This is a genomic window from Streptomyces sp. NPDC057280 (genome assembly GCF_042668605.1).
In the GTDB taxonomy this organism is placed as follows: domain Bacteria; phylum Actinomycetota; class Actinomycetes; order Streptomycetales; family Streptomycetaceae; genus Streptomyces.
On the sequence record NZ_JBHUYR010000012.1, the window covers coordinates 222,112 to 248,748 of the forward strand.

General features: G+C 68.8%; 25 protein-coding genes and 2 pseudogenes. 12 read left to right on the forward strand and 15 right to left on the reverse strand.

Annotated features, from left to right (window positions below):
• Nucleotides 1-13: 13 nt before the first annotated feature.
• Nucleotides 14-100 (reverse strand): annotated as a pseudogene (locus tag ACFUO4_RS40750) (IS5/IS1182 family transposase); the annotation flags it as partial.
• Nucleotides 101-148: 48 nt separating this feature from the next.
• On the opposite strand from ACFUO4_RS40750, the gene ACFUO4_RS40755 reads away from it, so the two are divergent.
• Together ACFUO4_RS40755 and ACFUO4_RS40760 are read left to right on the forward strand one after the other, a co-directional pair.
• Nucleotides 149-499 carry a hypothetical protein gene (locus tag ACFUO4_RS40755; RefSeq protein ID WP_383494953.1) on the forward strand — a complete coding sequence of 117 codons (351 nt, stop codon included), beginning with the start codon at nt 149-151 and terminating at the stop codon, nt 497-499.
• Nucleotides 500-618: 119 nt separating this feature from the next.
• On the forward strand, nt 619-1,191 hold the full coding sequence (locus ACFUO4_RS40760; RefSeq protein ID WP_383494956.1) for a HutD family protein: 573 nt from the start codon (nt 619-621) through the stop codon (nt 1,189-1,191).
• Between the two features lie 340 nt (nt 1,192-1,531).
• Here the strand turns inward: ACFUO4_RS40760 and ACFUO4_RS40765 are convergent, their stop codons facing one another.
• Nucleotides 1,532-2,680, reverse strand: a complete 1,149-nt coding sequence (locus ACFUO4_RS40765; protein ID WP_383494959.1) for a serine hydrolase domain-containing protein — start codon at nt 2,678-2,680, stop codon at nt 1,532-1,534.
• A gap of 67 nt (nt 2,681-2,747) precedes the next feature.
• Nucleotides 2,748-4,505 (reverse strand): SpoIIE family protein phosphatase, encoded by a 1,758-nt coding sequence (locus tag ACFUO4_RS40770; protein WP_383494962.1) that lies wholly within the window; start codon nt 4,503-4,505, stop codon nt 2,748-2,750.
• Nucleotides 4,506-4,990: 485 nt separating this feature from the next.
• On the opposite strand from ACFUO4_RS40770, the gene ACFUO4_RS40775 reads away from it, so the two are divergent.
• Nucleotides 4,991-5,371 carry a PRC-barrel domain containing protein gene (locus ACFUO4_RS40775; RefSeq protein ID WP_383494965.1) on the forward strand — a complete coding sequence of 127 codons (381 nt, stop codon included), beginning with the start codon at nt 4,991-4,993 and terminating at the stop codon, nt 5,369-5,371.
• A 157-nt stretch (nt 5,372-5,528) separates the two neighbouring features.
• Here the strand turns inward: ACFUO4_RS40775 and ACFUO4_RS40780 are convergent, their stop codons facing one another.
• The 4 genes from ACFUO4_RS40780 to ACFUO4_RS40795 all read right to left on the reverse strand — a co-directional run bounded on the left by ACFUO4_RS40780 (nt 5,529) and on the right by ACFUO4_RS40795 (nt 10,436).
• Nucleotides 5,529-5,981, reverse strand: a complete 453-nt coding sequence (locus ACFUO4_RS40780) for a hypothetical protein (RefSeq protein ID WP_383494968.1) — start codon at nt 5,979-5,981, stop codon at nt 5,529-5,531.
• A gap of 107 nt (nt 5,982-6,088) precedes the next feature.
• On the reverse strand, nt 6,089-6,808 hold the full coding sequence (locus ACFUO4_RS40785) for a hypothetical protein (protein WP_383494971.1): 720 nt from the start codon (nt 6,806-6,808) through the stop codon (nt 6,089-6,091).
• A 107-nt stretch (nt 6,809-6,915) separates the two neighbouring features.
• Nucleotides 6,916-9,924: a hypothetical protein gene (locus ACFUO4_RS40790; RefSeq protein ID WP_383494974.1), complete on the reverse strand. Its 3,009-nt coding sequence runs from the start codon at nt 9,922-9,924 to the stop codon at nt 6,916-6,918.
• On the reverse strand, nt 9,915-10,436 hold the full coding sequence (locus ACFUO4_RS40795) for a DUF2690 domain-containing protein (protein ID WP_179143300.1): 522 nt from the start codon (nt 10,434-10,436) through the stop codon (nt 9,915-9,917). The genes ACFUO4_RS40790 and ACFUO4_RS40795 overlap by 10 nt, the downstream gene beginning before the upstream one ends.
• A 382-nt stretch (nt 10,437-10,818) precedes the next feature.
• Between ACFUO4_RS40795 and ACFUO4_RS40800 the strand changes: the two are divergent.
• Together ACFUO4_RS40800 and ACFUO4_RS40805 are read left to right on the forward strand one after the other, a co-directional pair.
• Nucleotides 10,819-10,956, forward strand: a pseudogene (locus ACFUO4_RS40800) (RNA-binding protein); the annotation flags it as partial.
• A 162-nt stretch (nt 10,957-11,118) separates the two neighbouring features.
• Entirely contained in the window at nt 11,119-11,502 is a 384-nt protein-coding gene (locus tag ACFUO4_RS40805; RefSeq protein ID WP_383495024.1) for a hypothetical protein, read from the forward strand.
• Between the two features lie 398 nt (nt 11,503-11,900).
• Here the strand turns inward: ACFUO4_RS40805 and ACFUO4_RS40810 are convergent, their stop codons facing one another.
• Together ACFUO4_RS40810 and ACFUO4_RS40815 are read right to left on the reverse strand one after the other, a co-directional pair.
• Complete coding sequence (locus tag ACFUO4_RS40810; protein ID WP_383494978.1) at nt 11,901-13,439, reverse strand: CHAD domain-containing protein; 1,539 nt, start codon at nt 13,437-13,439, stop codon at nt 11,901-11,903.
• 175 nt (nt 13,440-13,614) lie between these two features.
• Nucleotides 13,615-14,739: an amidohydrolase family protein gene (locus ACFUO4_RS40815; protein WP_383494981.1), complete on the reverse strand. Its 1,125-nt coding sequence runs from the start codon at nt 14,737-14,739 to the stop codon at nt 13,615-13,617.
• Between the two features lie 1,053 nt (nt 14,740-15,792).
• On the opposite strand from ACFUO4_RS40815, the gene ACFUO4_RS40820 reads away from it, so the two are divergent.
• The 4 genes from ACFUO4_RS40820 (at nt 15,793) to ACFUO4_RS40835 (ending at nt 18,965) form a co-directional block, all read left to right on the forward strand.
• On the forward strand, nt 15,793-16,698 hold the full coding sequence (locus ACFUO4_RS40820) for an NADP-dependent oxidoreductase (RefSeq protein ID WP_383494984.1): 906 nt from the start codon (nt 15,793-15,795) through the stop codon (nt 16,696-16,698).
• 75 nt (nt 16,699-16,773) lie between these two features.
• Nucleotides 16,774-17,835: an alkene reductase gene (locus ACFUO4_RS40825; RefSeq protein ID WP_383494987.1), complete on the forward strand. Its 1,062-nt coding sequence runs from the start codon at nt 16,774-16,776 to the stop codon at nt 17,833-17,835.
• 8 nt (nt 17,836-17,843) lie between these two features.
• Nucleotides 17,844-18,323: a MarR family winged helix-turn-helix transcriptional regulator gene (locus ACFUO4_RS40830; RefSeq protein ID WP_079307820.1), complete on the forward strand. Its 480-nt coding sequence runs from the start codon at nt 17,844-17,846 to the stop codon at nt 18,321-18,323.
• 153 nt (nt 18,324-18,476) lie between these two features.
• On the forward strand, nt 18,477-18,965 hold the full coding sequence (locus tag ACFUO4_RS40835; RefSeq protein WP_383494990.1) for a flavin reductase family protein: 489 nt from the start codon (nt 18,477-18,479) through the stop codon (nt 18,963-18,965).
• Between the two features lie 123 nt (nt 18,966-19,088).
• Here the strand turns inward: ACFUO4_RS40835 and ACFUO4_RS40840 are convergent, their stop codons facing one another.
• The gene (locus ACFUO4_RS40840; protein WP_383494993.1) at nt 19,089-20,084 is read right to left on the reverse strand and encodes an ArsR/SmtB family transcription factor; all 996 of its coding nucleotides are present in this window, start codon (nt 20,082-20,084) and stop codon (nt 19,089-19,091) included.
• Between the two features lie 416 nt (nt 20,085-20,500).
• On the opposite strand from ACFUO4_RS40840, the gene ACFUO4_RS40845 reads away from it, so the two are divergent.
• A complete protein-coding gene (locus tag ACFUO4_RS40845; protein WP_383494996.1) occupies nt 20,501-20,899 on the forward strand; it encodes a DUF4440 domain-containing protein in 399 nt (132 codons plus the stop codon).
• Between the two features lie 725 nt (nt 20,900-21,624).
• On the opposite strand, the gene ACFUO4_RS40850 is transcribed toward ACFUO4_RS40845, so the two are convergent.
• Entirely contained in the window at nt 21,625-22,476 is an 852-nt protein-coding gene (locus tag ACFUO4_RS40850) for a LysR family transcriptional regulator (RefSeq protein WP_383494999.1), read from the reverse strand.
• A gap of 183 nt (nt 22,477-22,659) precedes the next feature.
• Here ACFUO4_RS40850 and ACFUO4_RS40855 point away from each other — a divergent pair, with 183 nt between their 5' ends.
• Nucleotides 22,660-23,019 carry a DoxX family protein gene (locus ACFUO4_RS40855; RefSeq protein ID WP_079307826.1) on the forward strand — a complete coding sequence of 120 codons (360 nt, stop codon included), beginning with the start codon at nt 22,660-22,662 and terminating at the stop codon, nt 23,017-23,019.
• A gap of 221 nt (nt 23,020-23,240) precedes the next feature.
• On the opposite strand, the gene ACFUO4_RS40860 is transcribed toward ACFUO4_RS40855, so the two are convergent.
• The 4 genes from ACFUO4_RS40860 to ACFUO4_RS40875 form a co-directional block, all read right to left on the reverse strand.
• Entirely contained in the window at nt 23,241-24,029 is a 789-nt protein-coding gene (locus tag ACFUO4_RS40860) for a Tat pathway signal sequence domain protein (protein ID WP_383495003.1), read from the reverse strand.
• Nucleotides 24,030-24,316: 287 nt separating this feature from the next.
• Nucleotides 24,317-24,616, reverse strand: a complete 300-nt coding sequence (locus tag ACFUO4_RS40865) for a hypothetical protein (RefSeq protein ID WP_128112043.1) — start codon at nt 24,614-24,616, stop codon at nt 24,317-24,319.
• An 855-nt stretch (nt 24,617-25,471) separates the two neighbouring features.
• Nucleotides 25,472-25,627: a DUF6131 family protein gene (locus ACFUO4_RS40870; RefSeq protein ID WP_143660861.1), complete on the reverse strand. Its 156-nt coding sequence runs from the start codon at nt 25,625-25,627 to the stop codon at nt 25,472-25,474.
• Between the two features lie 55 nt (nt 25,628-25,682).
• Nucleotides 25,683-26,192 (reverse strand): hypothetical protein, encoded by a 510-nt coding sequence (locus ACFUO4_RS40875; RefSeq protein WP_179143302.1) that lies wholly within the window; start codon nt 26,190-26,192, stop codon nt 25,683-25,685.
• Nucleotides 26,193-26,369: 177 nt separating this feature from the next.
• Here ACFUO4_RS40875 and ACFUO4_RS40880 point away from each other — a divergent pair.
• Nucleotides 26,370-26,637 (forward strand): hypothetical protein (locus tag ACFUO4_RS40880; protein ID WP_383495008.1); only part of this gene is annotated, 268 nt, incomplete at its 3' end.

Consider the following 26,637-nt stretch of genomic DNA (forward strand, 5'->3'; position numbering starts at 1 on the left):
GGCCGTCGGCGGCCGACACCAGTTTGCCGAAGCAGCGCGGGCTCAGCCCGGTGAACGGACCTATCCAGGACGGCTGTGACGCCGTGATCACGCCTGCCACGAGAAGATCGTCCCACCGCGTTGCGAACTGGCCGATACGGAGGCGCATATGGAGACGGACTTGGTGAGTCGTCTGGAAGAGGCTGCGGATCGTTTCGTGATCCCCCTGCGCCTGAACGAAGGGTTCGATGAGCAGGCGCTCCTTCAGCTACAGGGGCAGATCGATCGCTGCGGGACGGCGTGGAGGGAAGAAACCCACGTACCGAAGCGTGCGGCGTTGATCCTCGCCGAACTCCACCCAGCGATCGAGGCCTGCGCCTGGCTGTACGAAGGGGACATGCGCCAGCGAATCCAGGAGACAGGAGTGATGGTGTCTGAGGCCGTGATCGCTGCTCTGGACGGCGCTGGGGACAAGCCCGGGTGCGGACAACTCCTAGCCTCGGCGTCCCGGCTTCTGTGAGGCGTCGGAGATCGTCGCGTACGGTGCCGTGTCGAGGGCCTCAAGGCCGTCCGGGCCGCCGAGCTGGGGGAACGGGCTCCGCAGCCGTCCACGGTCCGCTGTATCCGGAGGGAACGCGCATGGCACTGCAGGTTCTGCGGGCGCAGGACAGAACACCCGCGCCGTGGAAGAACGGCGGAGGCGTCACCTCCGAGGTGGCCGCCCGCCCTGAGGGGGCGGGGACCGGTGATTTCGTCTGGCGCGTCAGCATCGCCGATGTCGCCCGGAGCGGACCGTTCTCCGTCTTCGAGGACGTGGACAGGATCATCACCGTCGTCGACGGTCCCGGCATGACCCTTACGGTTGACGGCACTTCGCACGAGATCGCCGCCCCGTACGAGCCGTTCGCCTTCCGCGGTGACTCCGAAACGGAGTGCGAGCTGCTCGGCGGCCCGATCGTCGACTTCAACGTCATGGTGCGGCGCGCTGATGCGACGGCAGACGTCCGGATCATGCGCGACCGCTTCACGGTACGACCGGAAGCCGGAACCTGCGTGCTCGCCGTGGTCCTTCGCGGGTTGGCCACCCTCGGCAAGGAGTCCATCCGCCTCGGCCGCCTGGACGCCGTGCTGTTCGCCGAAGGGGATGCCGACGACGTTGACGTCGACGGGGTTCTCGCACTGGTCACCGTCGCCGATCGCGGTGAGGACTGACCCGGCGGCCCGGTTGCGCCACCGGGGCGGGTCGCGAACAGCGGCAGTTGCCAGGTCGCGACTTCCTCGGGCCATGACCACGGCGTTCGTGATGACGTGTAGCGGGGGTCTGGCCGCCGCAGATCAGACGATGCTTGCTGCCCGTCTTCCGCCGGTCGCCGGCGACAGATCGGTCACGGCTCCCCCACCCTGCGAACCATCAGATCGCCACAACAGACGCACCCAACCTGGACATGTCAGCTAGATCTCTTGGTGGGCATACAGAGCCATGCGTCGTGGTCCGATGTCGCCACGCAGTCAGCTGGGCCCGCCGTCAGGCCACGGGCGTGAGATGCGTGTGTCAGGCGTCCGCCGCATACCGCCAGAACTCCCTGATCACCGGTGCCGGCACGGGACCCATCGCTGCCACCTGGGTCAGCAGGATGGTGACCGCACCCGTGGCCGGGACGATGTGCGCCGCTGTGCCCGTGCCGCCGACCCAGCCGTAACGGCCGGGCGTGTTCCACGGATTGGTCCGGTCGATGTCAACCGAACCGCCGAAGCCCCAGCCCTGGCCCTCCAGAAACAGCCGGCCGATGTCGCGCTGGACCGGATTCGTATGGTCGGTGGTCATCATGCGCACGGAGTCGGCCGACAGCACCCGGCGGCCGTCGGCCGCCACCCCGCCGGCCAGCAGCATCCGGCAGAAGGCCAGCCAGTCGTCGGCGGTCGAGGCCAGCCCGCCATTGCCGAGCGGTAGCGCGGGCAGGCTGCTCCACTCGCCGTCCGGGCCGTCGGCGAGCTCCAGGCTGCCGTCGTCGGCCGGCCTGTAGAAGCTGGTGAACCGGCTCCGCTTGGCGGCCGGCACCTCGAAACCGGTGTCCACCATGCCCAGCGGCTCGAAGATCCGCTCTGCCAGGAACTGCGGCAGCGGCTGTCCGGTGACCCGCGAAACCAGGACCCCCTGCAGCACCGAGCAGGTGTCGTACAGCCAGGCGGCGCCCGGTTGGTACAGCAGCGGGATGCGGCCGAGTGCCGCCATCCACTCGTCGGCCGGCGGGAAGTTGCTCGGCACCCGGCCGTCCTTTTGCACCGTGAACAACTCCTGCACCGCCGGCAGTGTGAAGTCGGAGGGGAATCCGTACCCGGCCTGAGAGGCCAGCACGTCGAATACGCTGATGGGCCGGTCGGCCGGCACCACGTCGTCCACAGGACTCGCCGGCGTGCGGACGACCACCGGCTTCCCCAGCTCCGGCAGCCACCTCCCGACCGGGTCGTCCAGTGCGATCCTGCCCTCCTCCACGAGGATCAGCAGTGCGGCGGCGGTGACGGACTTGGTGATCGAGGCGACCCGGAAGATGGAGTCCCTCCCCATCGGGGACCCGTCGCCGGCGGCCTGCGCGCCGACGGCCACCACCTCGACCTTCTCGCCCCGGGCCACCAGGCCAACCGCTCCCGGCAGCGCACCGGCACCGACGTGGGCTTCGAGCAAGTCGTGCAGGGTCGTCACGAGTCCGCCTTCCAGAAGAGTGCTGTCGAAAGACAGACTCCCGCCCGGGCCGGGAATCATCGGCGTCTCAGCTGCGCGGTGGGCTCGATGTCCGTCCGTGCGGCCGGGTTTTCCCTGGGGTTCGCAGAGCGAGGAGGGCGACGTCGTCGTCGTTGGCGGCGGGGCGGACCCGCCGTAGTAGCTGGTCGGTGAAGGAGGCGAGGGGGCGGTGGGCGAGGGCGGCCGCGTGCTGACGCAGCCGATCCAGGCCCTCGTCCAGGGAGCGGCCGGGTTCTTCGATGAGACCGTCGGTGTACAGCAGGAGAGTGGAGCCGGGCGGCAGCGCGGCGGTGGCGTCGGGGCGGGGTGCGCGGGTCCCGGTGCCCAGGAGGATGCCGTGGCCGTCGGTGAGGTAGCGGGTGATGCCGTCCCGGCTGATGAGCAGGGGTGGCGGGTGGCCTGCGTTGGTCCAGGACAGTTCCCAGTGGCCGTGGTCCGCTTGTGTGAGACGGGCGAAGAGCATGGTGGCCATGGGGACGTCGGTGATGTGCGTGATCGCCTCGTCGAGCCGCTCGACGATCCGGCTGGGCGGATCCTGCTGGGCCCAGGCGTAGGCACGCAGCATGTTGCGGACCTGCGCCATGCCGGCCGCCGCGTCCAGGTCGTGGCCGACGACGTCTCCGATGGTCAGAACGGTGGCGCCGTCGGACAGACAGAAGGCGTCGTACCAGTCGCCGCCGACCTGCGAGGCATGGGGTGCCGGCAGATAGCGGGCGATCATCTCCAGCCCGGGCACGCGGGGCAGCTGGGGCAGCAGGTGGTTCTGCATGGTCTCGGCGACCTTGCGCTGACGCTGGTAGAGGCGCGCGTTGTCCAGCGCGACCGCGGCCCGCCGCGCGAGGTCCTCGATCAGCGGCAGGTCGGCGGTGGTGAAGTCCCCCGCCGTCTCGGCGCGGCCCAGGGTCAGAGCCCCCAGGACCTCCCGGGCACTGCGGATGGGGACGATGGCCGCGGAGCGGATGCCGGTCGCCTCGAAAAGGCGGCGCTGCTCGACCGCGATGCCGGAATCAGGCGGCTGCTGATAGGTCTCGGGACCGGCAAGGGTGGAGGCAACCCCGCGCAGTGCTCTGGACAGCGGCATCGGGGATTCTTCCGGCACCGGAGGCATCGGTCCTTGCAGCTCTTCGCGGTGCACCAATGCGTCGTCCTCGGCGTGGACCACGGCGGCGCGCCACACCTCGTCCCGCTCCGTGATCAGATCGATGACCACCCAGTCCGCCAGCCGGGGCACGAGCAGCGCCACGAGCCGACGCAGCGCCTCATCGGTATCGAGGGTGGACGTCAGCTGTGTCGTGGTCTGCGCCAGCAGCGCCAGCCGCTCGACCTCGGTCAGCGCGTCAGCCACCAGCTCAGGCGGCCGGCCCGCTTCCTGCGGTTGCTGGGCGCAGTAGAAAACGACGAGCATGGCGGTCTCCCCGCCACCGGAGTCGTACGGGGTGATCACCCAGTTGACGGGCAGCAGCGAGCCGTCGCCGCGGGCGAACCACTCCCCTTCGGCCTGCGCGGTGCGTCCGGCGTGGAAGGCCTGCCGCATGCTGCACCGGCTGGTCGGCATCGGCTGACCGCGGCCGTCGCGGTGCAGCAGATCGTGCGCGTCACGGCCCACGAGGTGCTCGGCGGGCCGGGCCAGCAACTGCGCGGCTCGGGCGTTGACCGCGATGATGTACCCCTTCTCGTCCACCACGTACGCCCCCGCACCGATGGCGGACAATGCCCCGCCCACAGTGGTGTCAGCCGCCCCACGGGATCGTTGATCCATGCTCTCGGTCCGCTCTGGCTCCGCCACGTGGGCCTCCTTCATGATCACCGGTCCTGCCCCCACTGTGCATCCGCACGCTGCGTGCTGTCCTGTCCTGCGTTCCTCTTCCCGACTACCCCCTTGCGCAGGCATGCCGCCCTCGCCCCCGGCTCTCGCCGGGAAGGCCTGAGGGAGGGCAGATCGTTCAGCCACCGGCAGATCGGGATTTCCCATCTCCCCGGCGGCACGTCCTGGGATGAAGCGCAGAGGAGCATTCTCCTCACGGTCGCAATCTTCGCGCGCCCAGCCTGGAAGCGTTCACCGGCGCGCAGCCGTGCGGAGGTTGTGCGACGCAGGATGTGCGCCGTCTACCCAACTGGCATGTTCGAGGGCTGCGTTGTCACTGACCGGGGAGGTTTTGCCGGGCGTCGCGCGGACATCTGAACTGCCAGGCACGCCAGAGTCGGCGGCCGCCCGGTGCCTGGATGCGCCGGGGAAGTCCCGCGCGGTTCGCGGCGGAGAGGAGTACGAGGATGACGGACGACCTGAGCGCTGGGCCGACGCCCTGCCCCAGGGGAGAGCAGGAAGTTCCAGCCGGCCGGCTGAGGGGCGCGGACCTCGTCGGCTATGCGGTGGAGGCGACGGACGGCTCGGTGGGGCGGGTGGATGCCGTCTCGACGGAGGCCGGCCCGGAGCATGTCGTGGTCGCCACCAGGGACGTCCTGCTGAGCAAGAAGGTCCTGCTGCCCCTGGCGGCCGTCACCAGGATCGACGAGGAGGCCCAGTTGCTCCACGTCGGGTACGACACGGAGAGGATCAAGGGTGCGCCGCGCTTCGACGGCGACATGCGGGTCACCGATCCGAGCTTCCGCGCACTGATCGACGAGCACTACGGACTTCCCGGCACCGCCTGAGCGACGCACACGGCGCCAGTCATGAGGGACGCCCACGCCAGGGCCTTGGCCTCGCCCGCGCCGCGCCGCGCAAGAACGCGACCTGGCCTATGCCGGCGCCCGAGGCCGCCGCGTGATCATTGGGTGCCCACACGACACCCGATGATCATCCGCGCTCTCACCTGCTGGGACGCCACCGGAACCAGTGGTCCAGCCCCTCGACCCGGTAGCGAGCACCCGCGTCGAACCGCAGTTCGCCCACGAGCCGACGCGCGTCGTCCGGTGCCTGGCGGTGCGGGGCCAGCAGCAGTGTCAGTTCGTCGTATCGGGCGTCGATTCCCCCGTGGCCCGGATGGCTCTCGGTGGTGACCGTACCGGCCTCATAGCGCTGGTTCCACCGGGCGTAGATCGCCCATTGCTCGCGCTCCAGCTTCACCGCGGTCTCGTCGGCGGGCCAGACACGGTACTCGTGGGCTTCGTCGGCGTCGCTGTAGTCGTCGATCTGAAAATAATGGGGCTTGCCGTCTACGCCGGCGAGGCCGAAGCGGGGGCCGTCGTACCACTCCAACTCGACGTACACACGCTCAAAGCCATCCGCGATCAGCTGCACTTCGTCCCAGGTCTCAGCCACCTGGGCAGCCTACCGGCGAGCCGCCTCCGCTCCGCGATCCGCCCAGGGGCTGCGACAGGGGCCCGGACATGCCCGGGCTCGGGGCAGTGGGTGGCGTGTGCGGTGGCTTATGAGGCGGTGCCGAAGACGCGGAGCGCGTACGTCGCCGTGTCCTCGCCGGTGCCGTACTCCTGCAGGTAGGTCGCGGCCCGGCCGGAGCGGTGAAGGGCGCTGCCGACGGGCTTGTTGGCCTGGGCGAACGCCTTGTCCACGGCCGGTGTCGTGCGCTGGAGCCAGTTCGCCGCGGCCTGTGGGTGTGCGCCGGGATGGTCCAGTTCGGCGCACTGCCGCAGGAACTCGGGGTGGTCGGCGGCCTTCCGGTCGGCCGTGCAGGTGAGGGACTCCAGGTCGCCGCCCAGGCTCCAGACGACGGCGATGCTCACCTTGGTGTCAGGCGTGGGGTGGGTGGAGCCGGAGGAGATCCACACGGCGGGCCAGGCATCGTTCGCCTTGAAGTCGTTCTTCTTCCTGGCGCTCATCGTGATGTTCCACCGCTTCGTCAGCCGGTCCAGGAAGGCGGCGCCGGTGTACCCGTGCGCGAAGGCGGCGCTGTGGATGCCGGTGGGGAGTTTGTCGGCGGTCGCGGGTTCGGTGGGCCAGTCGTCGAGGTCGGCGGTGGCCGTGGTCGAGGGGGTGATCGCGGCCGTGGCGGAGGGCGTGACCTCGCCCTCCCCCGGCCCGGGTGACGTCGAGGAGGCGGAGCCCGGTGAGGAGGCGGCGTGCGAGGAGCAGGCGGTGAGGAGGGCGCAGACGGCCAGCGCCGCCGCCAGGGTGTGGGGGATCTTCATGGACGTGGGCTCCGTTGCGAGGGCGGCTGTGCCGAAGGCGGTGCGCCCGCGCCCGGCCGTTTCCGGGTCGTGGGGCGCACCGCCGTGGCGTGGTGCGCGGGGGTTGGTCAGGGCATCGCGTCGTGGAAGCAGATGCCGGTGCTGGATGCCGTCGTGGTCGCGGAGAAGACGACCGCGTCGTAGGCGACGTCCTGGTCGCCCGTGTAGTCGGAGCGGCTGGTGTTGTCGGCCTGGAGGTTGCCGCCCTGCCACATCCGCACGGTGCCGAGTTCGACCCACACGTCCTTGCCGTTGCTCCTGGTGGCCTGGTTGACGCTGCAGGTGCGGGTGGCGGTCGCGCCGGCGGTGTTCATGCCGACGTGGACGGTGTACGGGACGATGGCTTGGGCGCCGTGGTTGGGCAGGTGGACGTAGATGTCGTAGAGCAGCCCGGTGGTGCCGGGCTCGGACATCAGCGACGGTTTCGGGGTCCAGGTCGCGGTGACCTTGTGCCACAGGTTGGCGGCGCTGCCGGTGCCGCCGGCGTAGCCGTGGGTGAACCAGGCGTGTCCATCGTATCCGGCGCCGAGTTGGTGCAGGTCGATGGGCGCGATGTCGCCGGTGGCACGCCAGGTGCCGTCGCTGCGGTCGTAGGTGAAGTTGTCTCCGAGTTGCAGGGTGAACTTCCCTTCGGCCGACTGTGATTCGGTGCAGCCCTGGGTGTTGTCGTCAGGGTCGGGCAGGTCGTCGACGAGCAGGCCGGCGGGGGCGTTGTTGCAGGGGCCCGCGGCGTACTGCCGGTTCAGGGCCGGTTCACTGCTGCCGAGCGCGTGGACGAGGTTCTCGGTGGAGCCGTCGGTGCTGTCCTGGCCGGCGCCCCAGTTGACCGAGCCGTGGAACCAGCAGGTCTCGTTCTCGGCCGGGCACGGATCGCTGCCGGAGGCGGCGCCGGGGTCGCAGTTGTTGGAACTGTCGCAGTAGGCGCGGTAGTTGAGGTTCAGGTTGAGCTTGCCGGCCGGGCTGGTGCCGCCGGTGGGGAACTGGGGCAGGGCGTAGGACGGCTGGCTGTTGTAGGTCAGCTGGGGGGTCTCGATCCAGCCCATGATCTTTTCCTGGTACGGCCAGTCCGCCGGGTGGGAGGCGTCGTCGTACGACTCACGCAGGAACGGGGCGCGGTCGGCCGGGTAGTCGGGGTTGGCCGGGTTGTTGAACCAACCCAGACCCGTGTGGCCGCCGTTCTGCGAGGAGTCGGTGTAGACGCCGCTGTTGTAGCCCCACAGCGCCATGACCCAGTTCTCGATGTAGGCGGGGTTGCCGGTGTTGACGTTCATGCCCAGGCTCTTGAGCTGGTTCCATGTCTGGCTCAGGATCTGCACACCGGCAGCGATGTTGGCCGCGTAGTCGGTGGCGATGGCGTACGCCTGGGTGGGCTCGTACGGGTTCGGCTTGGCCTCGTTCATGCCCGTGGTGACCTGGGCGATGCCATAACCGCAGTCGGCGGCCCCGCCGTTGGGGTAGTAGTGGATGCTGTCGCCGTTGCCGTAGTAGTCGCCGAGCAGCGGGTTGCCGCCGTCACCGGGCACCGAATGCCAGGACGCCTGCTTGAAGTTGGACTCCTGGGCGAGGATGCCGAGCACGACCTGAGCGGGGACGGTGCCGCCGCCGGTGAGCGCGACGCGCGGGAACAGCGACTGCGGGTTATAGGCGGCGCTTCCGGTGCCGAGGTAGTTCGACGGCCGGGTGATGTTCAAGTCGCCGTGGACGGCCTGGTCGACGGCCCACTCGACCATGTTGGGGCTCGGCTGGAGGGCCTGGGCATGGACGTCGTTGCGCTTGACGAGGCAGTTGGAGTAATGCGACTGGGGGTTGGGGTCGCTCGGGGTGATCCCGGACTGCGCGAGGGCGGTCTTCTCCGGCTGGCCGTCGACGTCGGGCTCTGTGTCGTCGGTGGTGTCGGCAGCGGTCGCCTCGGTCGTCACCTGCGTGGTCGCCGTGGTGTCGCTGGCGGTGGCCAGGGCCTGCAGGCGGATCAGCCCGGCGCCCTCCGCGCCGGTGGCGCCGATCTTCGAGGTGATGCCCTTGAGCTCCTGCGAGGCCGCCGAGGTGGTCAGCAGGTGACCCTGCCGGGAGGCGGCGAGGGGCTTGCCAGGGGCTTCCTCCTTGACCAGGCCGGGCGCGTCGGCGGTGTCGATGCCGGACACCTTGCCGGCGACCAGGTCCCCGCCGCGGCGCGGGAAGAGACCGAGCTGTCCGAGCGGCGCGGTGCCGAGTCTGGTCAGCTTCCGGCCGTTCCAGCGGCGCAGTTCGTCCCTGCCGTTCGAAACGACGGCCACGTCGACGCTCCCGTCGGCACTCGGAGCGAGCCCGAACGGACGTCCCGGGAGCTTGGTGAGGGTGCTGGTCGTGCCGTCACCAGCGGCCTTGACGAGCCGCCCGTTCAGCACGCCGACGTCGCCGTCGGCGGTCGGCAGCGGATTGGTGAACTGACCCTTGACCGTGGTGTGTTGAACCGTTCTGCCGGTCGTGGCATCGATGTCGAAGAGTTCGGTGGACCCGTGCGCCGTGTCACCGACGGCGCTGCGGGTGAAGGTGACGGTGTCGCTCTGCCCGCAGCCCGGGGAGAAGTACGCGAGCTGCACACCGGTGACCGACCGGGTGACCCGTCCGGTCGTGAGATCCACCACGGCGGCGAAGGCGCCGTGCTGCATCAGGGCGGGCCTGTTGGCCGCCATGGACGGGGCGTAGACGGCGGCCGCGTACCGGCCGGAGCCGGTGGTGCAGACGTATCCGGTCCACGGGCCGATGCCGTCGAGCCCGTCCTCGGTCAGGTCGGCCACCTCCCGGTAGCGGAAGGACTGCGACTCGTCGGCCACCAGGATGTGGAAGCCCGCGGAGTCGCCGGTCCCGACGACCGCCCGGTCCGAGGATGTCCGCCAGTCGTCGCCGAGCGCCCGGTCGGGTGAGGTGAACAGCCTGCCGTCGGCGCGCGGTGCGGGCGCCGGTGTCGCGGCGGCCGCGGTCACTCCCGAGGCGGGGAGCAGACCCGCGGCCAGTGCCGCGCAGGACAGCACGGCGGTCCTCGCGGTCCGGCGGGTGCGTGCAGTGCGTGCGGTACGTGCGTTCCTCGTCAGTGCCATTGGGTGCACTCCCCCGCCGTCCCTTGCTGCTTCCAGGTCTCCGGAGCCGGGTCGAATCCCGGGCCGTCGTCGGCGGAACATCCCTTCGCCATCGCGTCGCCGCCCACCATGGGCGTCGCCTTGGCCACGTCGTCCTGGTTCACGTATCCAGCGGAGAACGACTCCTCGCTGCCACCGAGTTGGGGGACGTAGAAGATGTTGGCGGCCTGCGGGATGATGTCCGACGCCGGATCGACGGTCACATACGCCCACGAGGCGTCACAGGTGCCCGAGTAGTAGAACCGCAGGGAATGGTCCGTCTCGTCGATCTCCTCCAGGAGCCGGGCGTCGCTGTCGCAGCCCATCGTCGCCGGGTTCTGGCCGGTGCACTGCGCTCCTTTGCAGCTGTCGGCCGACGCCGGGCCCGACGAGACGAACACCGAGCCGCCGGCCAGGATGAGGGCCAGCAGCAGAGCTCTGAGAGAGGGAGCGAGCCGGAAGCGGAAGCCGGATGGGAGTCTTCGCCTGACCATGACCGTCCTTTGCGCTCGTGGAGGTGGGCAAATCCCCTGCGGTGGCGGCGGTTTCGCCATCGGCTCACGCCAGTGCGACGCCCCCGCCCCACATTGCTGTCGCGTACCAAGTGCTTGATCACGCGACCGTCACAGAGTCCTCGTCAGAGCCCGGCACGAACAACCAAGCTCTTCCCAAGGCCCGCTCAAGCTTCATCGCCCAGTCGCGCGTCCCGGCGGCGTGTGCATCCGCCAACAGCAGGCAGAATCCTGCACAGTTGAGGAATCGCGACGAAATCGTTCAGCGCTGCGAGGCCGGCGCCGTCGTCGCCTTCCTCGGGTGCACCCGGGCGTCGTTCGCAGCCTGAGCTGTGGCCTGGCCAACGAACTCAACCTCCACCGCCCCGACTTCACAGCTCTGCTCGATGGCGAGGGGACGACCAACATCAACCCCACCGCCACCTACGGCGAACAACTGGCCAACATCCGCGCCATCTACCCACCCGCGAGAGAAGCTCTCGGCGCCCTGGCCATCGAAATCGCTCTGCTCAGAGTCGCCCCCAGTCCCCCGCACCGGCGCACACGTTCCCCGCCGTATCAACTGCCCCTGCGCACACAGGCCTGCTCCCCGCCAGCGCAGGCAGTCGACGTCTCGTCAGGGGCGGGCGCACCGCACGACACCGGGCGCGGGCAGACTACGCACATGCAGCTCCCCGCCGAAGCCGTAGCCGCCGTTGCACTGCTCGAGATCGTAAGAATCTCCGAACTACCACCAAAACGAGGCACTCCGTATCCCGGCAGGGTGGGCGCCCACTGGATCGGGAGCGAGGCCGCCGAGGCCCTGGCCTTGATCGAAAGCCTGCCCGGCAGCGAGCAGCATCGCTGCGGCTTCTCGCCGGGCTGGAGTGTCCGGGCCTACGCGGACACGCTCGACCTGGCACTGTTCGAGGCGGCGTTCTGCTTCAGCTGCCACGAGGTCCGCATGCATGGAACCGCCGTACCACCCACACTGGCCACACAGTTCTTCGACGCGGGCGCCCCGCAGGCACACACCCTCCTGGCTCTGTTCCGCGAGACGGCCCCATAGCCGGCCACCCCCGAACTGAGCACTCGGCCACCTGCGACGACGGCAATGCTGGGACTGCGGGGCCTCACCGGCCCCGCACCTCCCAGGACGGTCCGCACCGTGCCTGGCGGCACGGCATCGCCGGGCTCTGGAACGCCTCCCACCCCGACCGGCCCATGCTGCCCGACTGCCTCCGCAGCTCCGACGAGCCACCGCATCCCTCATCTGCGGCACGGGCGGCGGCGCGCTGACCGAACGCCGGTGGCACCGAACGCGGCCGGAGCCCTATGCGCCGCTGCGGCTGACGTCGGGCAGCGCCCGCCAGGCGGCCGGTGGCGGCGATCAGCCGGTGACCGTGAAGGGGCCGGTGTCACGGACCAGTTGAGGGTCCGGGCAGCCTCGAAGGTCGCCCTCACTGGTCAAAGCGCTTTGCGCAGGCCGCTTCGCGACGCGTCCGCCCATACGGCTGGCAGCTCCCGTTCACGGCGGTCGGCCGCGGCTTGCTCCTGTCCGTACAACAGACCCCAGACGAAGCCGGTTTCCCCGGCCGCATGGGCTGCCAGGGCTATCTCTCGCAGGGCGTCCCGTGCCACGACGCTGTCCTGGTGGTCCCCGAGCACCTTCTGGACGGCCTTGACACGCTTGCCGAGTCGCTTGGCGGGCTTCCCGAGGGCGCCGCGCGCGGGCTCCGTGGCGTACCGCGTCCGTTTGGCCGCCTTACGGGCCTCGTGGAGGGCCGTGTCGCGTTCCTCGCCGGGCGGGAGGTCCAGCGCGAATGTCACGCGGCCGGACAGTCGGTCGTACTCCTTCCCGATGGCCTTGGTCATGACTTTCTTCGGTTTCCGGGCGGCCTTGGCGCGTAGCGGGGGCCGTTCGGTCAGCGCTGCCAGAGAGTCGAGAAGGGCCAGGTAGCGGTCCGAGTTCAGGGCGTCCAGCGTGCGTCGGCGGGCCTCGGAACTCTTGCCGGCGTCCCAGATCTGCAGCCGGGCCGAAACGGGCCCGAAGGCCAGCTCCTGAGGCAGTACCTCGAGCCTTGAGCTCAGCCGTTCCAGAAGGACCTCCTGGTCGCGTTCCGCGCCCAGCTCACCGCCCAGCCACTTGAGCTCCTTGCGGACCGCGTCGGTGGATTTCCGGTCCAGGACCGCCCGGTAGGAGCGCAGGACGCTGCGCAGCCGCCGGCAGGCGACGCGCATCTTGTGCACGGAGTCGGGCAGGTCACGCCGTACCGCGGGGTCGAGCTTCACCAGGGTGCTGATCTGATCCGCCACATGGTCGAGGACCGCTTCGCCGGCGGATCCGCGTGCCACGGTCTCTCCGGCGCGTTCGCCCTGGAGACGGGGCGCTCCCAGCGCTGTCTCCTCCAGAGCCCGGGCCAGCTTCGACGGGGAGTCGGCGCGCTCCACGCCGCTCTTGCGCAGGGTCTTGTCCACGACGTCCAAAAGCGCCGGGTCGCTGTCCGGGGCGAGTTCGACCTCCATCTCGGTCCAGGAGGCGGCCCGTGTACCGGTGGCGAGCAGCGGCTCGGCGCGGACCGCGTCGATGCTCAGCTCGGCGAGGGCGGTGCCCTGCGAACCGACGAGCTGACGTACGCCACGGGTGGAACGAATACGGATGACCGGCCGCAGGTGCGCGCCCCGGGTACGGGAGAGAGCCAGGTCACTCAGGGTGTCCGGAAGAGTGTCGGACAATGGGGCCCTGATCTCTTCCCTGCTGTCTCCCGGCAGCGGCAGCTTGAGATGCCAGCCCGCGTCCGTCCCGCCCGTCCTTCTGCGGAGCGTCACCGAGGCACCGGCCAACCGCAGGTCCTCGGTGTCGTAGTACACGGCGTCCAATTCCTCGGTGCCCTCGTCCACGACGGACTCGATCCCGCCCACACCTGCGAGGTCGGGCAGCCAGGTGGTGTCGCCGGCCGACGGGGCTTCGTACTTTCGCTCTGTTTCCCGCTGGGACTCGGTCATGTCTTACGCGTACACGCGTGCGCGCCGAACAAACACCGCAGGTCCCCTCATTCCCCTACCTGAACCGGGGCGGCGCTGCCGAGCGGGTGCTCGGTGCGCCTGGCTTGGCCTGGTGCAGAGAAGGTCGCAGGTGAGGCATGCGCATGACTGGCATCGTTCTGCTCGCCGGGACGTGTCAGGCTTTGATTCCGAACAGTTTTTCCGCATTTCGGAACGCAATTTTCTCCTTGACTTCGCGCGGTAGCGTGACTTGCCGAAACCAGTCGGTTTGAGTTTTCATGTCCGCAAACGGATAGTCGGTTGCAAACATGACTCGATCCACACTTATGTACTTCAGCAGGAGATCGAGCAGTTCGGTCTGTGGAAATGCGCTGGTAGTGAACCAGAAGTTGTCATGGAAATACTGCTCGAACGGCTTTTCCAAGCTCTTCTCGGTCACTTCGCTCATCTTCTCCACGACGCGCTTGTAGAAGAACGGAAGACCTTCTCCCATATGACCGATGATGATCTGGAGCTTGGGATGCCTGTCGAATACCCCGGAAGTGATCATTCGGAGGCACTGGGTAACGACTTCCTGGTGCCATCCATATGCCGAGATACTGAGAACCTGATCCTGGAATTCCTTCTGATATTCCGGACGCATATTGCTGTAGTAGATTTGGAAAACCTCGTCAGGCGGTAGGCCCGGATGGATGTAAATCGGCACATCAAGGGCTTCGGCGCGCGCCAGCAGCGGCTCGAAGTCAGGATGGTCGAGGAATTTTTTCCCGATGATTCCATTGGTCAGGCATCCCAGGAAGCCATCTTCCCGAACTGTGCGTTCCAGCTCGTCCGCCGAGGCTTCCGGGCTCTGCAGCGGCAAGGTTGCAAATGCCTGAAACCGCCCTGGATAGGTGGCCATCGGTCCATCGACGAGCATCCTGTTGAGACGGTACGCAAAATCGATGCCCTTCCGACCTGGGACATTCTGCACGCCTGGCGTGTGTGCGGAGAGAATTTGAACGTTGATCCCCGCCTCATCCATTGCACCGATGCGGCGCGGGCCGATCTCGGCAAGACCAGTATCCTCCAGGAACAGCCTGTCGTTCAGCACCATCAACTCATGGGTGGAAAAGGTCTCTTCCGTGCCGATGAAGGGTAAGTCCTGGTCTCGCACTGAAAATTCCGACGTATCGCTCGCTGCCGCGCAGGAGGCAATGGCATGCGTGGACAAGCCGGCCCCCATACCAAGTGCCGTACCGGCCAGAAAGCCGCGGCGTCCCAGTGTGAGCTGCTTCAGAAGGTTTGCGTTGGACTTCATGTCAGTTTTCTCCTCAGGTGTTCGGGCCGCCCCGGCCCCGCCGACACAGTGCCAGCCGAGTTCAGGGGTCCTGTCGTCCTGGTCTCGCACCGCGGCAGCACCGCTTACACACTGGCGTGGTGCGCGATGGCAATGTTCTCCGGTGCGCATTAGGTCCCGGTCAGCACGCCGGTCTGGTCAGGACCGATCGATTGCCCGGGCGGCGCGTTCCCTGACGGCGCTGCGTCGACTGCCATCACCAGCCTCCTGCCCACGGTGTGGATCGCTTGTCTGGATGCCGACTTCCTACCGAGCGAACCTGAGACGACTGTTAATGCGGTGCTCAGACCGGTTGACCGAACCATGTGCCGGCCCTCGCACCAACGTGGTGGCGTCGCGGCCCACCCGGCCGGCAAGACCCAAAGCCCAAAAGCCCACAGTCCTCACGCAGCAGGCCCGCCAGACGGCACACCGCGGTGATGACGTCCTGATCGCACGGCCGCAGGGTCAGTGCACTCGCCTGCGGGGCAGGTCTCATCGGGTCCTGGCCGCTGGTGGGGCAAGGGGGAACGATCCGCATGCCATGGCCGGCACCGTGCGACGGGGTCCGCGTTGGGCGTCATGGCGCCGACGAGGGCGGGCGAGGCGAGACCTGTCGGCCCGGGAGGAACGGTCGTCGGGGCGTGACCGAGTCCGAGAACGCGGGCAACGCCGACGAGAGTCGCCCACGCGAGCGGGACCGCGACTGCCTGGGTGACCGTGACCGCATCGGCAGGTGCGCCGGCGTCGGGTGCGTGTGCACCGCATCGGCAGGCCCGCTGCGGGCGGGTACGCGTGCACCGTCTGGCCGGTGGCGTCGGTGACGCCGAGCCGACGAAGGGGGTGTCCGCGGCGCAGGAGTGCCGCCCATCGGTCGGCCCCGGGCGAGGGCCGCGTGTCCCGACGAGACCGACGCGGACGCTAGCGATCTTGCGCAGCTCGGCCGTCAACAAATACTTGGCTAGCCACATGTTCCCTGTTACCGTAATTATGTGGCCAGCCACCTAAATGGGTGCGGGCATGAGAGGAGTCGTCATGAAAGCCATCCTGTTCGACCGTTTCGGAGGCACGGAAGTACTGCACGAGGCGGACATCGAGGTCCCGCAGCCCGGCCCCGGACAGGTCCGCGTCCGCGTCAGGGCCGCCGGCCTGAACGCGCTGGACGGCAAGATCCGCTCCGGGGCCCTGGAGGCCGTGTTCCCCACGCCGCTCCCCTCCGTCCCCGGTCACGAGCTCGCCGGCGTGGTGGACGCCCTGGGACAGGGCGTGCAGGACGTGCAGGTGGGTGACGAGGTGCTGGGCTGGTCGGACACCGGCTCGTACGCCGAGTACGCGCTGGCCACCACCGTGGCCCCCAAGCCCGCCGGCCTCGACTGGCAGCACGCGGTCGCGCTGCCGGTGGCGGGCGAGACGGCCGAGCGGGTCCTGAACCTGCTCGGCGTCACCGCCGGGGAGACGGTGCTGATGCACGGCGCGGCCGGAGCGGTCGGAACCCTGGCGGTCCAGCTCGCCACGGCCCGCGGAGCGCGTGTCATCGGCACCGCCGGCCCCGCCAACCAGGACTATCTCGCCTCGCTCGGCGCTACCGCGACCGTGTACGGCGAGGGCCTGGTCGAGCGGGTCCGTGCCCTCGCCCCCGACGGCGTGGACGCGGTGTTCGACCTGGCCGGGAAGGGAGCCCTGGAGGACTCCGTCGCCCTGCGCGGCGGCACCGAGCGCATCGTCACCATCGCCGACTTCCGCGCGCACCAGCTCGGCATCACCTTCGCCAACGGTCCCCAGGAACGCTCGGCCGCCCGCCTGTCCGCCCTGGCGCAGGATGCCGCGACCGGCAAGGTCGTCACGACCGTCACCGCCTACCCGCTCGACCAGGCCGCCACGGCCCAACAGGTCAGCGACGCGGGGCATGTCCGGGGCAAGCTCGTCCTCACCGTCGACTGACCACGCCCGCCTCTCCTTCGGCCACGACCGCTTTCCCGATCACCACCTGTTCATCACCACATCGAAGGACCATTCATGCTGAACGCCCTGTGGACACCGACCACCGTCGGTGCCCTCTCCCTGCCGCACCGCCTGGTCATGGCCCCCATGACCCGTGACCGCTCCACCCCTGAAGGCGTCCCCACCGAGCTGAACGCCGAGTACTACGCCCAGCGGGCCTCGCACGCGCTCATCATCACCGAGGGCACCCAGCCGAACGCCGACGGCCAGGGCTATCTCCTCACGCCCGGCATCCACAACAACGAGCAGATCGCCGGGTGGCGCAAGGTCACCGACGCCGTGCACGCGGCCGACGGCCGGATCATCATCCAGCTGATGCACACCGGCCGCATCGCCCACCCCGACAACACACCCCACGGGCGGCAGCCGGTCGCCCCTTCGGCGATACGGCCGCAGGGCACGATGTTCACCGCGTCCGGACCCCAGGAGATGCCGACACCCCGGGCCCTGTCGACGCAGGACGTCGCGGCGACCGTCGACGACTTCCGCCGCGCCGCAGCGGCCGCCGTCGCAGCAGGCGCCGACGGCGTGGAGATCCACGGCGCCAACGGCTACCTGGTGCACCAGTTCCTGTCCGACAACACCAACCAGCGCACCGACCACTACGGCGGCTCGCTCGAGGGCCGCATCCGCTTCGCCGTCGAGGTCGCCACCGCCGTGGCCGACGAGATCGGCCCCGACCGCACCGGTATCCGTATCTCTCCCGGCAACCCCTACAACGACATCGCCGAGTCCGACACCGCCGAGCTGTATCCGGCGCTCCTGCGCGCCCTCAGCCCGCTCGGTCTGGCCTACCTCCACGTGCTGCACGGCGGCGACGAGGAACTGCTGGAGACCCTGCGCGCGCTGTGGCCGACCACGCTGATCCTCAACCGGGCCGGCACCGACCTGCCCACCCGCGCCAAGGACATCCACCACGGCACGGCCGACCTCGTCTCCGTCGGCGCCCTCGCACTGGCCAACCCGGACCTGGTCGAGCGGCTACGCTCGGACGCGCCGCTGAACACCCCCGACCCGGCGACCTTCTACGGCGGCGGAGTGGCCGGCTACACCGACTACCCCACCTACACCGTCTGAGGAACCGCATGTCCGTCCCCACACCCCGCATCCCCAGCACGGCCAGCGAGGGGCCGATGAGCTACGCGATCTTCCAGCTCGCCCGTGCTCACCGGGCCCGCGCCGCCGCGATGCTCCGCGAGATGGACCTGCATCCCGGACAGGAACTGCTGCTGATGCAACTGCTGGACCGGGACGGACAGACCCAGTCCGAACTCCTCGAAAGCGTCGGCCTTGACCACTCAACGGTCTCGAAGTCCCTGCGCCGCATGCAGGACGCCGGCCTGCTCGTCCGCGAGCCGGCCGCGCACGACCGGCGCGTCATGGTCGTCCACCTCACTGACAAAGGCCGTGCCATGCGAGAGCCTCTGGCAGCCATGTGGCGGGCCTTGGAGGAGACCTCCGCGCTGAACCTGTCGGCACAGCAGGCGGAATCCTTCGTCCGCACCGCCTACACCATCACCGACGCGATCAGCAGCCGCGCTCTACCGCAGGAGGAGTCCGAGTAACTCCCCTCGGCTCGCACGCCGGTTCCGGCCTGGAGTACGGAGTATCTAGGGCGTTGCACGAACTGGGCACCGCCTCCTCGCCGTCCGGGCGCGGGGCACGGAGTTGGTGGATGCTTGACCTATATCCGATCTCTGAGCGGGGAGACGAATACCGTGACCGATCTCGATCCTTTCACCGATCTGCTCGACTACCCGATGTATGTCGTGACCGCGCAGGCCGACGGGGAGAAGGCCGGATGTCTGGTCGGATTCGCCTCGCAGTGCTCGATTCAGCCCGCTCGGTTCATGGTCTGGCTGTCCAAAGCCAACCGGACCTACCGTGTCGCCGAGCGCACCGACCGACTCGCGGTCCATCTTCTGTACCGCAGCCAGGACCATCTGGCCCGGCTCTTCGGCGGTGAAACCGGCGACCACACCGACAAGTTCACCCAGGTCCCCTGGCACGCGGCACCGGGTGGTCCACCGGTTTTGGACGAGGCTCCCGCCTGGTTCATCGGTCATGTGGAGAGCCGGATCGACGGCGGTGACCACGTCGGTTTTCTGCTCACCCCTGAAGCGACGGAGGGTCCCGTGGGCAGCCGCACCCCCGTGCTGACATTGAGCGACACCCATGACATCGACCCGGGCCACCCGGCGAACTGAGCGGCACGCCCTGGTCGTCACTCCTTTTTTCGCACAAGCGACAAGATCATCGCCGACCTCCAAACCCTCACCGACCGTCGTACCGGCTGCGGAGCTCTCTCCACGCGCCGGCTGGGATTCCCTTCAGGCAGGGAGGCTCTGCTCCAGTAGGGCGATGCCCAGTGAGGTGACCGTGTGGAGGACCGCCTTGCCCTCGCGTCGCGTGCTGATCAGGCGGGCATTGCGCAGCGTCGTCGCGTGGTGGCTCGCGGTCGCCGGCGAGATGTGCAGGCGGCGGGCCAGCTCCGTGGTCCCGCATCCGCCGACGGCCGCCCTCAGCACTGCGGCCCTGGTACGTCCCAGCAGTTCGTCGAGCGAGGGTGCGGTGGACTCGGCGCCCTCCCACAGCGCGGTGTCGAGCGAGGTCCCGCTGAGGGTGGGGACGGCCAGAACGGGTGCCCGGCCCGGGTCCAGCGGCGGGTACAGAAGATTCACCTGCTGGGTCGAGAACATCGTCGGCGCAATGACGAGACCTCGCCCGTTCAGGTGGACGTCCGCATCGTGTGTGTGGGCCACTTCGAGCACGGGTGGCCGCCAGCGGACCAATGGACCGCACAGTGCGGTGAGGAGCTGCTCGACGCCGCCGTCGGCCATCGTGCTCGCATACCCGGCCCGGACCTCGCTGAGATGGGAGCGCACCCGGCTCCAGTAGGGGGCGACGGTGACGCTGTGGCACGCTCGGAGTGCCGTGGCCACCTGGCGGCGGGTTTCCCGGTCGCCGTCCATCAGGTTCCGGGCCCAGGAGCGGTGGGTGGGATGGAGGTCGAGGTTCTCCAGTTCGAGACGCATCAGGGCGCGGGGAGCTGCCATCAGGTTGTCCACCGCTTCGTCGATGGACGCCGTGTCCCCCATCAGGCTCGTCGCGTCGATCAGCGGTCCCCGCATGGGCACCAACGCGGCGAGCGGGCCCGCCTGTTGGCCGACACGTCCACGTACCGACAAGTGCCAGCGGCGGAAGACAAGACTGGCATTGCGGTCCTTCAACAGTTTCACGGTGTCGAACGTCTCGGCCGCCACGCCGATCGTCGTGGCCACGCGGGTCCGCGCCAGGTCCTCCGCTGTGAAGTGGATGCGTTTCACCGAGCGCCCCGTTCTGCGCGTCGCTGTTCGGTCCACAGCAGTCTCGGTTCCGGACGGGAGCCACGCAATGATCAATCAGGCCACGGCCGAGGGGTCCCACCACAGCGAGCGATCTCGAGCTCCTGCTCGAAGAGCAACGCACGGGGGATCCGCCCACGACGGGTGGCGAAGTCGTCCACACCCAGCACGCGCGGCGGAGTCGAAGAACGGGTCGCGACGATCGGCTGAAGAAGTCCGTGCGGCCTGGGTGGCGGCGAGGGCTTGGGGCCAGTTCTGGCGCGGGCAGGCAAGCATGGGCAGGTTGCCCCACACTCGCATGTCGGTGGACCCGTCCCGAGCGCGGCTGCTGCAAAGTCGCGAGTCGCAGTTGCCTCGGCACGATGTCCCTTGCGTCCCGGCAGTGTTACCGTCGCGCCATGTCCAAGATCGAGATTGACGCGGTAGCCGCCGAGTTCTTCGGAGCCTTCGACAATCGCGGCGGCAAGGCCGCGGACGTGGGCCGGATCCGCCGGCTCGTCATTCCCGGGGGTGTGATCGTGCTGACCGGGCCGCAGTACACGGTCTACACCGTGGACGAGTTCATCGAGCCGCGCGAACGCCTGCTCGCCGACGGCCGGTTGGTCGAGTTCTCGGAGTGGGAGACCTCCGAGCGGACCGAGATCGCAGGCGACATCGCGTCGCGCTTCGGCGAGTACCGGAAGGCCGGCATCCTGGACGGCGAGCCGTTCGAGGGGGGCGGGACCAAGACCATCCAGTTCGTCCGCACGCCGGAGGGCTGGCGAATCGCAGCATTCTCCTGGTACGACCAGCCCTGAACGTCCACCCCAGGCCGGCCCCCGGTTGATTGAACGGGGTGACTGACCCAAGTCACCTTGTGCCACGGATATTTTGATGGGCCGTCACTCTCCCACCGATGCCTGATCAAGTCGCCCGCTCGGCGGGACGCTGCGGGGTTGTCGCTGGTGCAGGGGCTGCCTCGGGCCCGGTTGCGCAAGCTGACTGCGCAGCGCCGCACGGACCTCGGTACGGCTGAATGCGCATGACTGCGCAGCCTGACCGTGGTCAGCCTGACCTGGTCGATGGTCTGGTCAGGGCCGGCAGATATCCCCACCAGCAAGGCCCTCGCCGATCCGGCCGACCGCAGGCACCGCTTGCGCAGTCGATGGCGCCCCGACAGCGAACGGCCCGACCCCGCATCAGATGCGCAGCCAGCGCCGTCATCAATCACCACGGTGCGCAGTGCGCACACAGCACCGGCACGCGGTCGTGACGACCGCTGCGAAGTACGGGGGCTCCGTACCCAGCCACAGCCGACGGCAGCAGACCGACGGCCAGTACGCCGAAACTCGGCTTCGGCACGCTCAGCCCAGTCACTCTCCACTGCCGAGCCAGGCCTCGACGTACTCCACCCACACCAGCCTCGCCCCAGCGTCGCCCACCCTCATCCCTCAGACCGGGCCAACACTCGCGCCGAGCCCAGCCCCACGTACTGGAGTTGATGGAACCGGCAGCACCGCCACAATGCGAACCCCGCAGAGACTCAGTGACGGTACGCGGTGGCCGCGATCTCGATGAAGGACCGGATCAACGGGTTGGTGTCGCCCTCGTTCCATACCGCCACCACTCGGCTCGGCGGCATGTCGATCAGCGGCACCACGGCCAGCTCCGCGGGCAGGTCGTGTCCCAGCGGGGTCAGACCGACCGTGCCGTTCCACAGCACGGCCTGCAGGCATTCCTGGACGGCCCGCACCACAGGACCCTCGCGCTGCCTGCCACCGTTCCAGTACGACTGCCAGACGGGGTCGGTCCCCTGCGGGAACTGGAACCAGCGGCGGTCGCTCAGGTCGGCCAGCCGCAGCCCGTCGCGGCGGGCCAGCGGATCGTCGGCACGCAGGACCACGCCGACCGGATCGCTCCGCAGTGCACGCACCGTCAGGGCAGTCTCGTCGAACGGCGCCCGAGTCAGTGCGACGTCGACCAGTCCGGCGTGCAGCCCGCAGGTCGGGTCGGTCAGATCGGTGTCGCGGATGCGGATGTCGATGCCGGGATGGCGTCGGCGATAGGCGGCGGCCAGCCTGGTCACGGCCGGATCGGTGCTGTCGCCCAGGATGCCGATGGTGAGGGTCGTGGTGCCGGCTGCCGCACTCACCCGTGCGCGGAGGCGGTCTGCATGGTCGAGCAGGGACCGCGCCTCGTCGAGCAGCACCGTGCCCACCGTGGTGAGGGTGACGCCGGTCGGCGAGCGGACGAACAGGGGTGCCCCGACCTCGGTCTCCAGCCGTTTGATCGCCCGACTCAGCGGCGGCTGACTCATGTGCAGCCGGGTGGCGGCCCGGCCGAAGTGCAGTTCCTCGGCGACCGCCACGAAATAGCGCAGTGTTCGCAGCTCCACACTGCAACGATACCCATCGGGTATCGGTGTCACGGAATGGGTCTTGGACACCAGCGGGGCCCCGGCGGTCCACTCATGGGCACGGCCACCTGACGCCGCCCGCAACCGGGCCTTCTCCGACGAAGTCGCGAAACGACCGCATCGACGGGGCTACCGATACCTGGTGGCCTATGAACGGGAATCATGAACATCGCCTACTGGATCGTCGCGGGGCTTCTCGCCCTCTTCTACCTCTACTCAGGAGCGCTCAAGGCGCTCCGTGACCGCGATCAGCTCCGGCCCATGATGGCCTGGGTCGACCGCATGCCGTTGCCAGTCGTCAGGGCGTTGGGGGCGGTGGAGATACTCGGCGCCGTCGGACTGATCCTGCCGCCGCTGACCGACATCGCCCCCTCACTGGCGGCGGCCGCGGCCGCCGGCTTCGTGCTGCTCCAGATCGGCGCGATCGCCGTGCACCTGACCGGCGAAGACCGCCGCATCAGCCTCAACATAGGGCTCCTCGCCACCGCGGCTGTGACCGTCTGGCTGGCCACCGGACGGTGACCGGCCCCCGCACCGGACGGCCCCACCGCGCGGATGAGGTACTGGCCGACCCCCTCGTCACAGACCGGTGGTACTGAGGAGCGCTGCATCCGACCCGACGGCAGCGCGGGGGCGCAGGCCTCCTCCAGGCAGTCGACGCCGATCGAGACCTCGCAGACGGCCGGATCGGGATCGCCTGCCATCCCTTTCCGTATCCGTTCGCCGCCGAAGCGCGCCGCCCGTCATACGAGTTGGTAGCCGCGCAGGTTGCTGAGCTGCAGATAGCAGTTCTGCAGGGAACCCGAAGTGTCGCCCAGAGAGCGGTAGATGCCCCACTTGGGGCGCACGCGGTCGGCGAGGAAGGTGTCGATGCCGGTGCGGGACTTGTCGATGACGGTGGTCGAGCCGTTCTTGAGGATCCAGCGCAGGGAGCCGGCCGATCCGTTGCCGATCTTGATCTGGAAGTCCACGTCGATCCAGCGGTCCTGGAGGGGTTCCAGTTCGGTACGGCCGACGAGGATGTCGTCGGTGAATTGCTTGAGTTCGATGGTCTGCACGCCGTTCACGCGGCGCAACGACTGCACGACGATGGGCGAGGAGCCGGTGCCGGGCTGTTTCATCTGCATGATGTGGGTGAAGGTCGTGGTCGCCTTCAGGGAACTCGGTATGTACATCGAGTACGTGAGGCGCCACGACTGGCCTTCGGTCCACCGGAGGTAGTTGCTGCCGCTGCCGAGGCGCAGGCCGGTGACCTCGTGGCGCTGCCGGTCGGTGGAGGTGTCGCGGTCGACGGTGTGCATGGTGAAGCGCCAGTTGTTGCCGGTGGTGTAGATGTGCGGGGCGCCGGAGGGGTGGGAGCCGGCGCGGTCGTCCTCGACGGTCTCGAAGGCGCCGAGTCCGTCGTCGCTCGCTGACGGTGACCACTTCAGCTGCCAGGAGGCGGCGTGTGCGGGAGCGGCGGCGAGACCGACGGTCGAGGCGGCCGCGCCGCCGAGTGCGTAGCCGAGGAGCTTCCTTCGGGTGGTGCTCATGAGCGTTCACCTCGTCGTGAGCCGGGGGGTGGCGGTGCGCGGGACGCGGGAGGGTCATCTACCAGGTCGGTTCAGGTATGTGACGGTCGTTCAGCCACGCGTCCGTCGACGGGCTTCAGGGTGCCGTCATGACGGGTCCAGGTCAATGGTCCAGACCGATCGACGCACATCCCTGGGTTCACTTCCGGCCAACTGCTCCTCGCCGCCACAGCGTTGGGGCGGGGCGCCTTCCGCGCCCCGCCCCGGCCGGTTCAGCACTCCGCGCACCGGTGACGCCCCACGCCCTGTCACCGCTCGTCCGGGTAGTCCCACTTCAGGTCGATGCGGGCCTTCGGCGCGACGGCGCCGATCGCCGTGGTGACGTCGGACTCGAACTGCTCGGACCATCTCCCGAACCCGGTGATGATGATCGGCCCGTGCTCACTGCTCGTCAAAACCTTGGGCGGGTCATGGAAAACACCCACATACATCCACGACTCGATCCCGTGCTCCTTGAAGAGTTCTTCCACTGTCGCCCCCACCGTGTCGGCTTCCTCGGCGGAGGCAAGGTTCTCGATGTCGAGGTAGAGATGGATGTTCACAGACATGCGCATACCCTATCGGCGGCCCGACAGCGGCTCGTCGAGCCCCGGGGGTAAAGATCCATGAGGCCGCCGACAGTCACCTAGAGCGGCGAGGCGGGCTGGCCCGGTGAGCCGATCCACGTCCGTCACCCCAGCCGGCCCCTGACGGGCAACCCGTTCAACCCCAGGGTCGGCACAGCGCGAGAGCACGCGCCGTTGCCTGTCTTCCATCCCTCTGGACCACATGTCTCACTGTGTGTGATGTCCCAAGCGGACCCCAGCACAGGACCGACGCCGACGGCAGGCGCAGCAGAGTGGGAGCGCCCTGGTCGACGCCGCGATGGATCTGAGCCTGGAACACGGGCTGACGGTCGAGGCGATCGCCGCACGGGGACCCGGATGCGTTCGTAGGCGGAGAGCTGGGCGGCCTCGGTGTCCCGGGGCAGCAGCTGCCCCCTGTGCGGGCGCAGTTGTAGGTGCGACACCCAGGAGGAGTCGACCCTCGTCATCGCCGAATGACTCGACGCAGACGCCGTGCGGGAAATCCGCCCGGCCGTCGTCGTAGACGCCGCCGGGGTCCGAACCGTCGCGCCGCGCTCCCGACCGTTTGCCCAGCAGAGTGGGAGCGCCAACAGTGACAACGAGCCCACTTCACCCTCTCCCCCGTCGTCCTGTGGCCCGGATGGCAGGACGATTGGGCCCGACCTCCCGTACCGATGTGCCGTGGCTGCGGGTGCGCTACGCATGCTGAGACCTACGGCCGCCCTCGCCCTGCGGGGGCAAGGATCCTTCGCTGTCTCAAGGACCCCTGCCCCACAAGGCCCGGCCCTGCAGGCCACGCCGCCTCAGCGCGAGGGCGCCGACCGGTGAACGGTGCGGTCACCAATAGTGGCGTCGACCGGCGACCGCGTGCCCCATGGAACCCATGACCCAGAAGGCGGCGCCGACCACGGCGAGGATGATCCCGAGGGTCCACAGGATCGATATGCCGGTGAGGAAACCGACGATGAGAAGAATGATGCCGAGCGCGATCATGATCTACCTCCTGATGTGACCTGACGTAGCTTCCGAATGCCCCGAAGGAGCCTGATCACGCCACCTGGCTGAACCCGCCGCGCGGAACTTGGCTGTCGAGGGCGGAATGGTTCGGCCGCACTAGGTGAACGGTCCTGGTGAGGGTGCTGCCGTTGACTCCGACCAGCGGGGCACGTGTGCCGCGGGTGCCGAGTTTGCGCAGGTAGAGCACGGTGGCCAGGACTCTGTCGGGGGCGGTCGGCCTGTCCTTGCGGAGTCGCGAGGTCGGGGGTGGAGGGCGTAGTGCCCGGTCGTCGTGGAAACCGTGCCGGTGCATGGGCAGGGCGTCGATGCCGCTGTCGGTGATCTTGATGCCGGTGGTGTAGGTGCCCGGGTCGAGTCCGGCGTGGGCCGTTGGCCCGGTGCGGGTGGTGGTTGCCGCGACGCTGTTCACGATGACGTCGTGGCTGGTCAGCGGGCGGCCACGGCAGTTCATGGACAAGGTGGGAGAGCAGCCGGCGCTGGATCTTGTGCCCTTCGTGGTGCCCGGCGGCAGGTGGCAGACCGTGATGTGCAGGCCTTCCACGGTGAGCGGCAGACGGGCGGCCGGGTAGCCGCGCCAACCTCGGGCCCCTCACCACCGGTGATCGGTGTCGCCACTGGCCCAGCCGGTATTCGCGGCGACGTCGTAGGTCTCGTACGGACACCTGCGGACCGTCGCCTCGCTGCCCTGGCCCGCCCGCGCGGCTGCCGGGATACCGCCATGCCACAGGAGCCGAGCCTCGGCCCCCATCACCCGCCGCCGCTGCCTGTCGTCCGGATGCGGGAACAACACCCGGGATCTCACGGCGAGTTGACTGCACACCTCGTCGAAGCCGCTCGTATCACAACAACGAGTGGCGTCATGAGAAGCGACCCGTTGATCCTCTGCGAGCCCTTAGAGGTCCTAACAAAGGCGTTGGACGTGGCGGTGTGTGATGAGGCAGGTGGCGATGCCGAGGAAGGCTTCGTGGATGTCGTCTCGTCTCTCC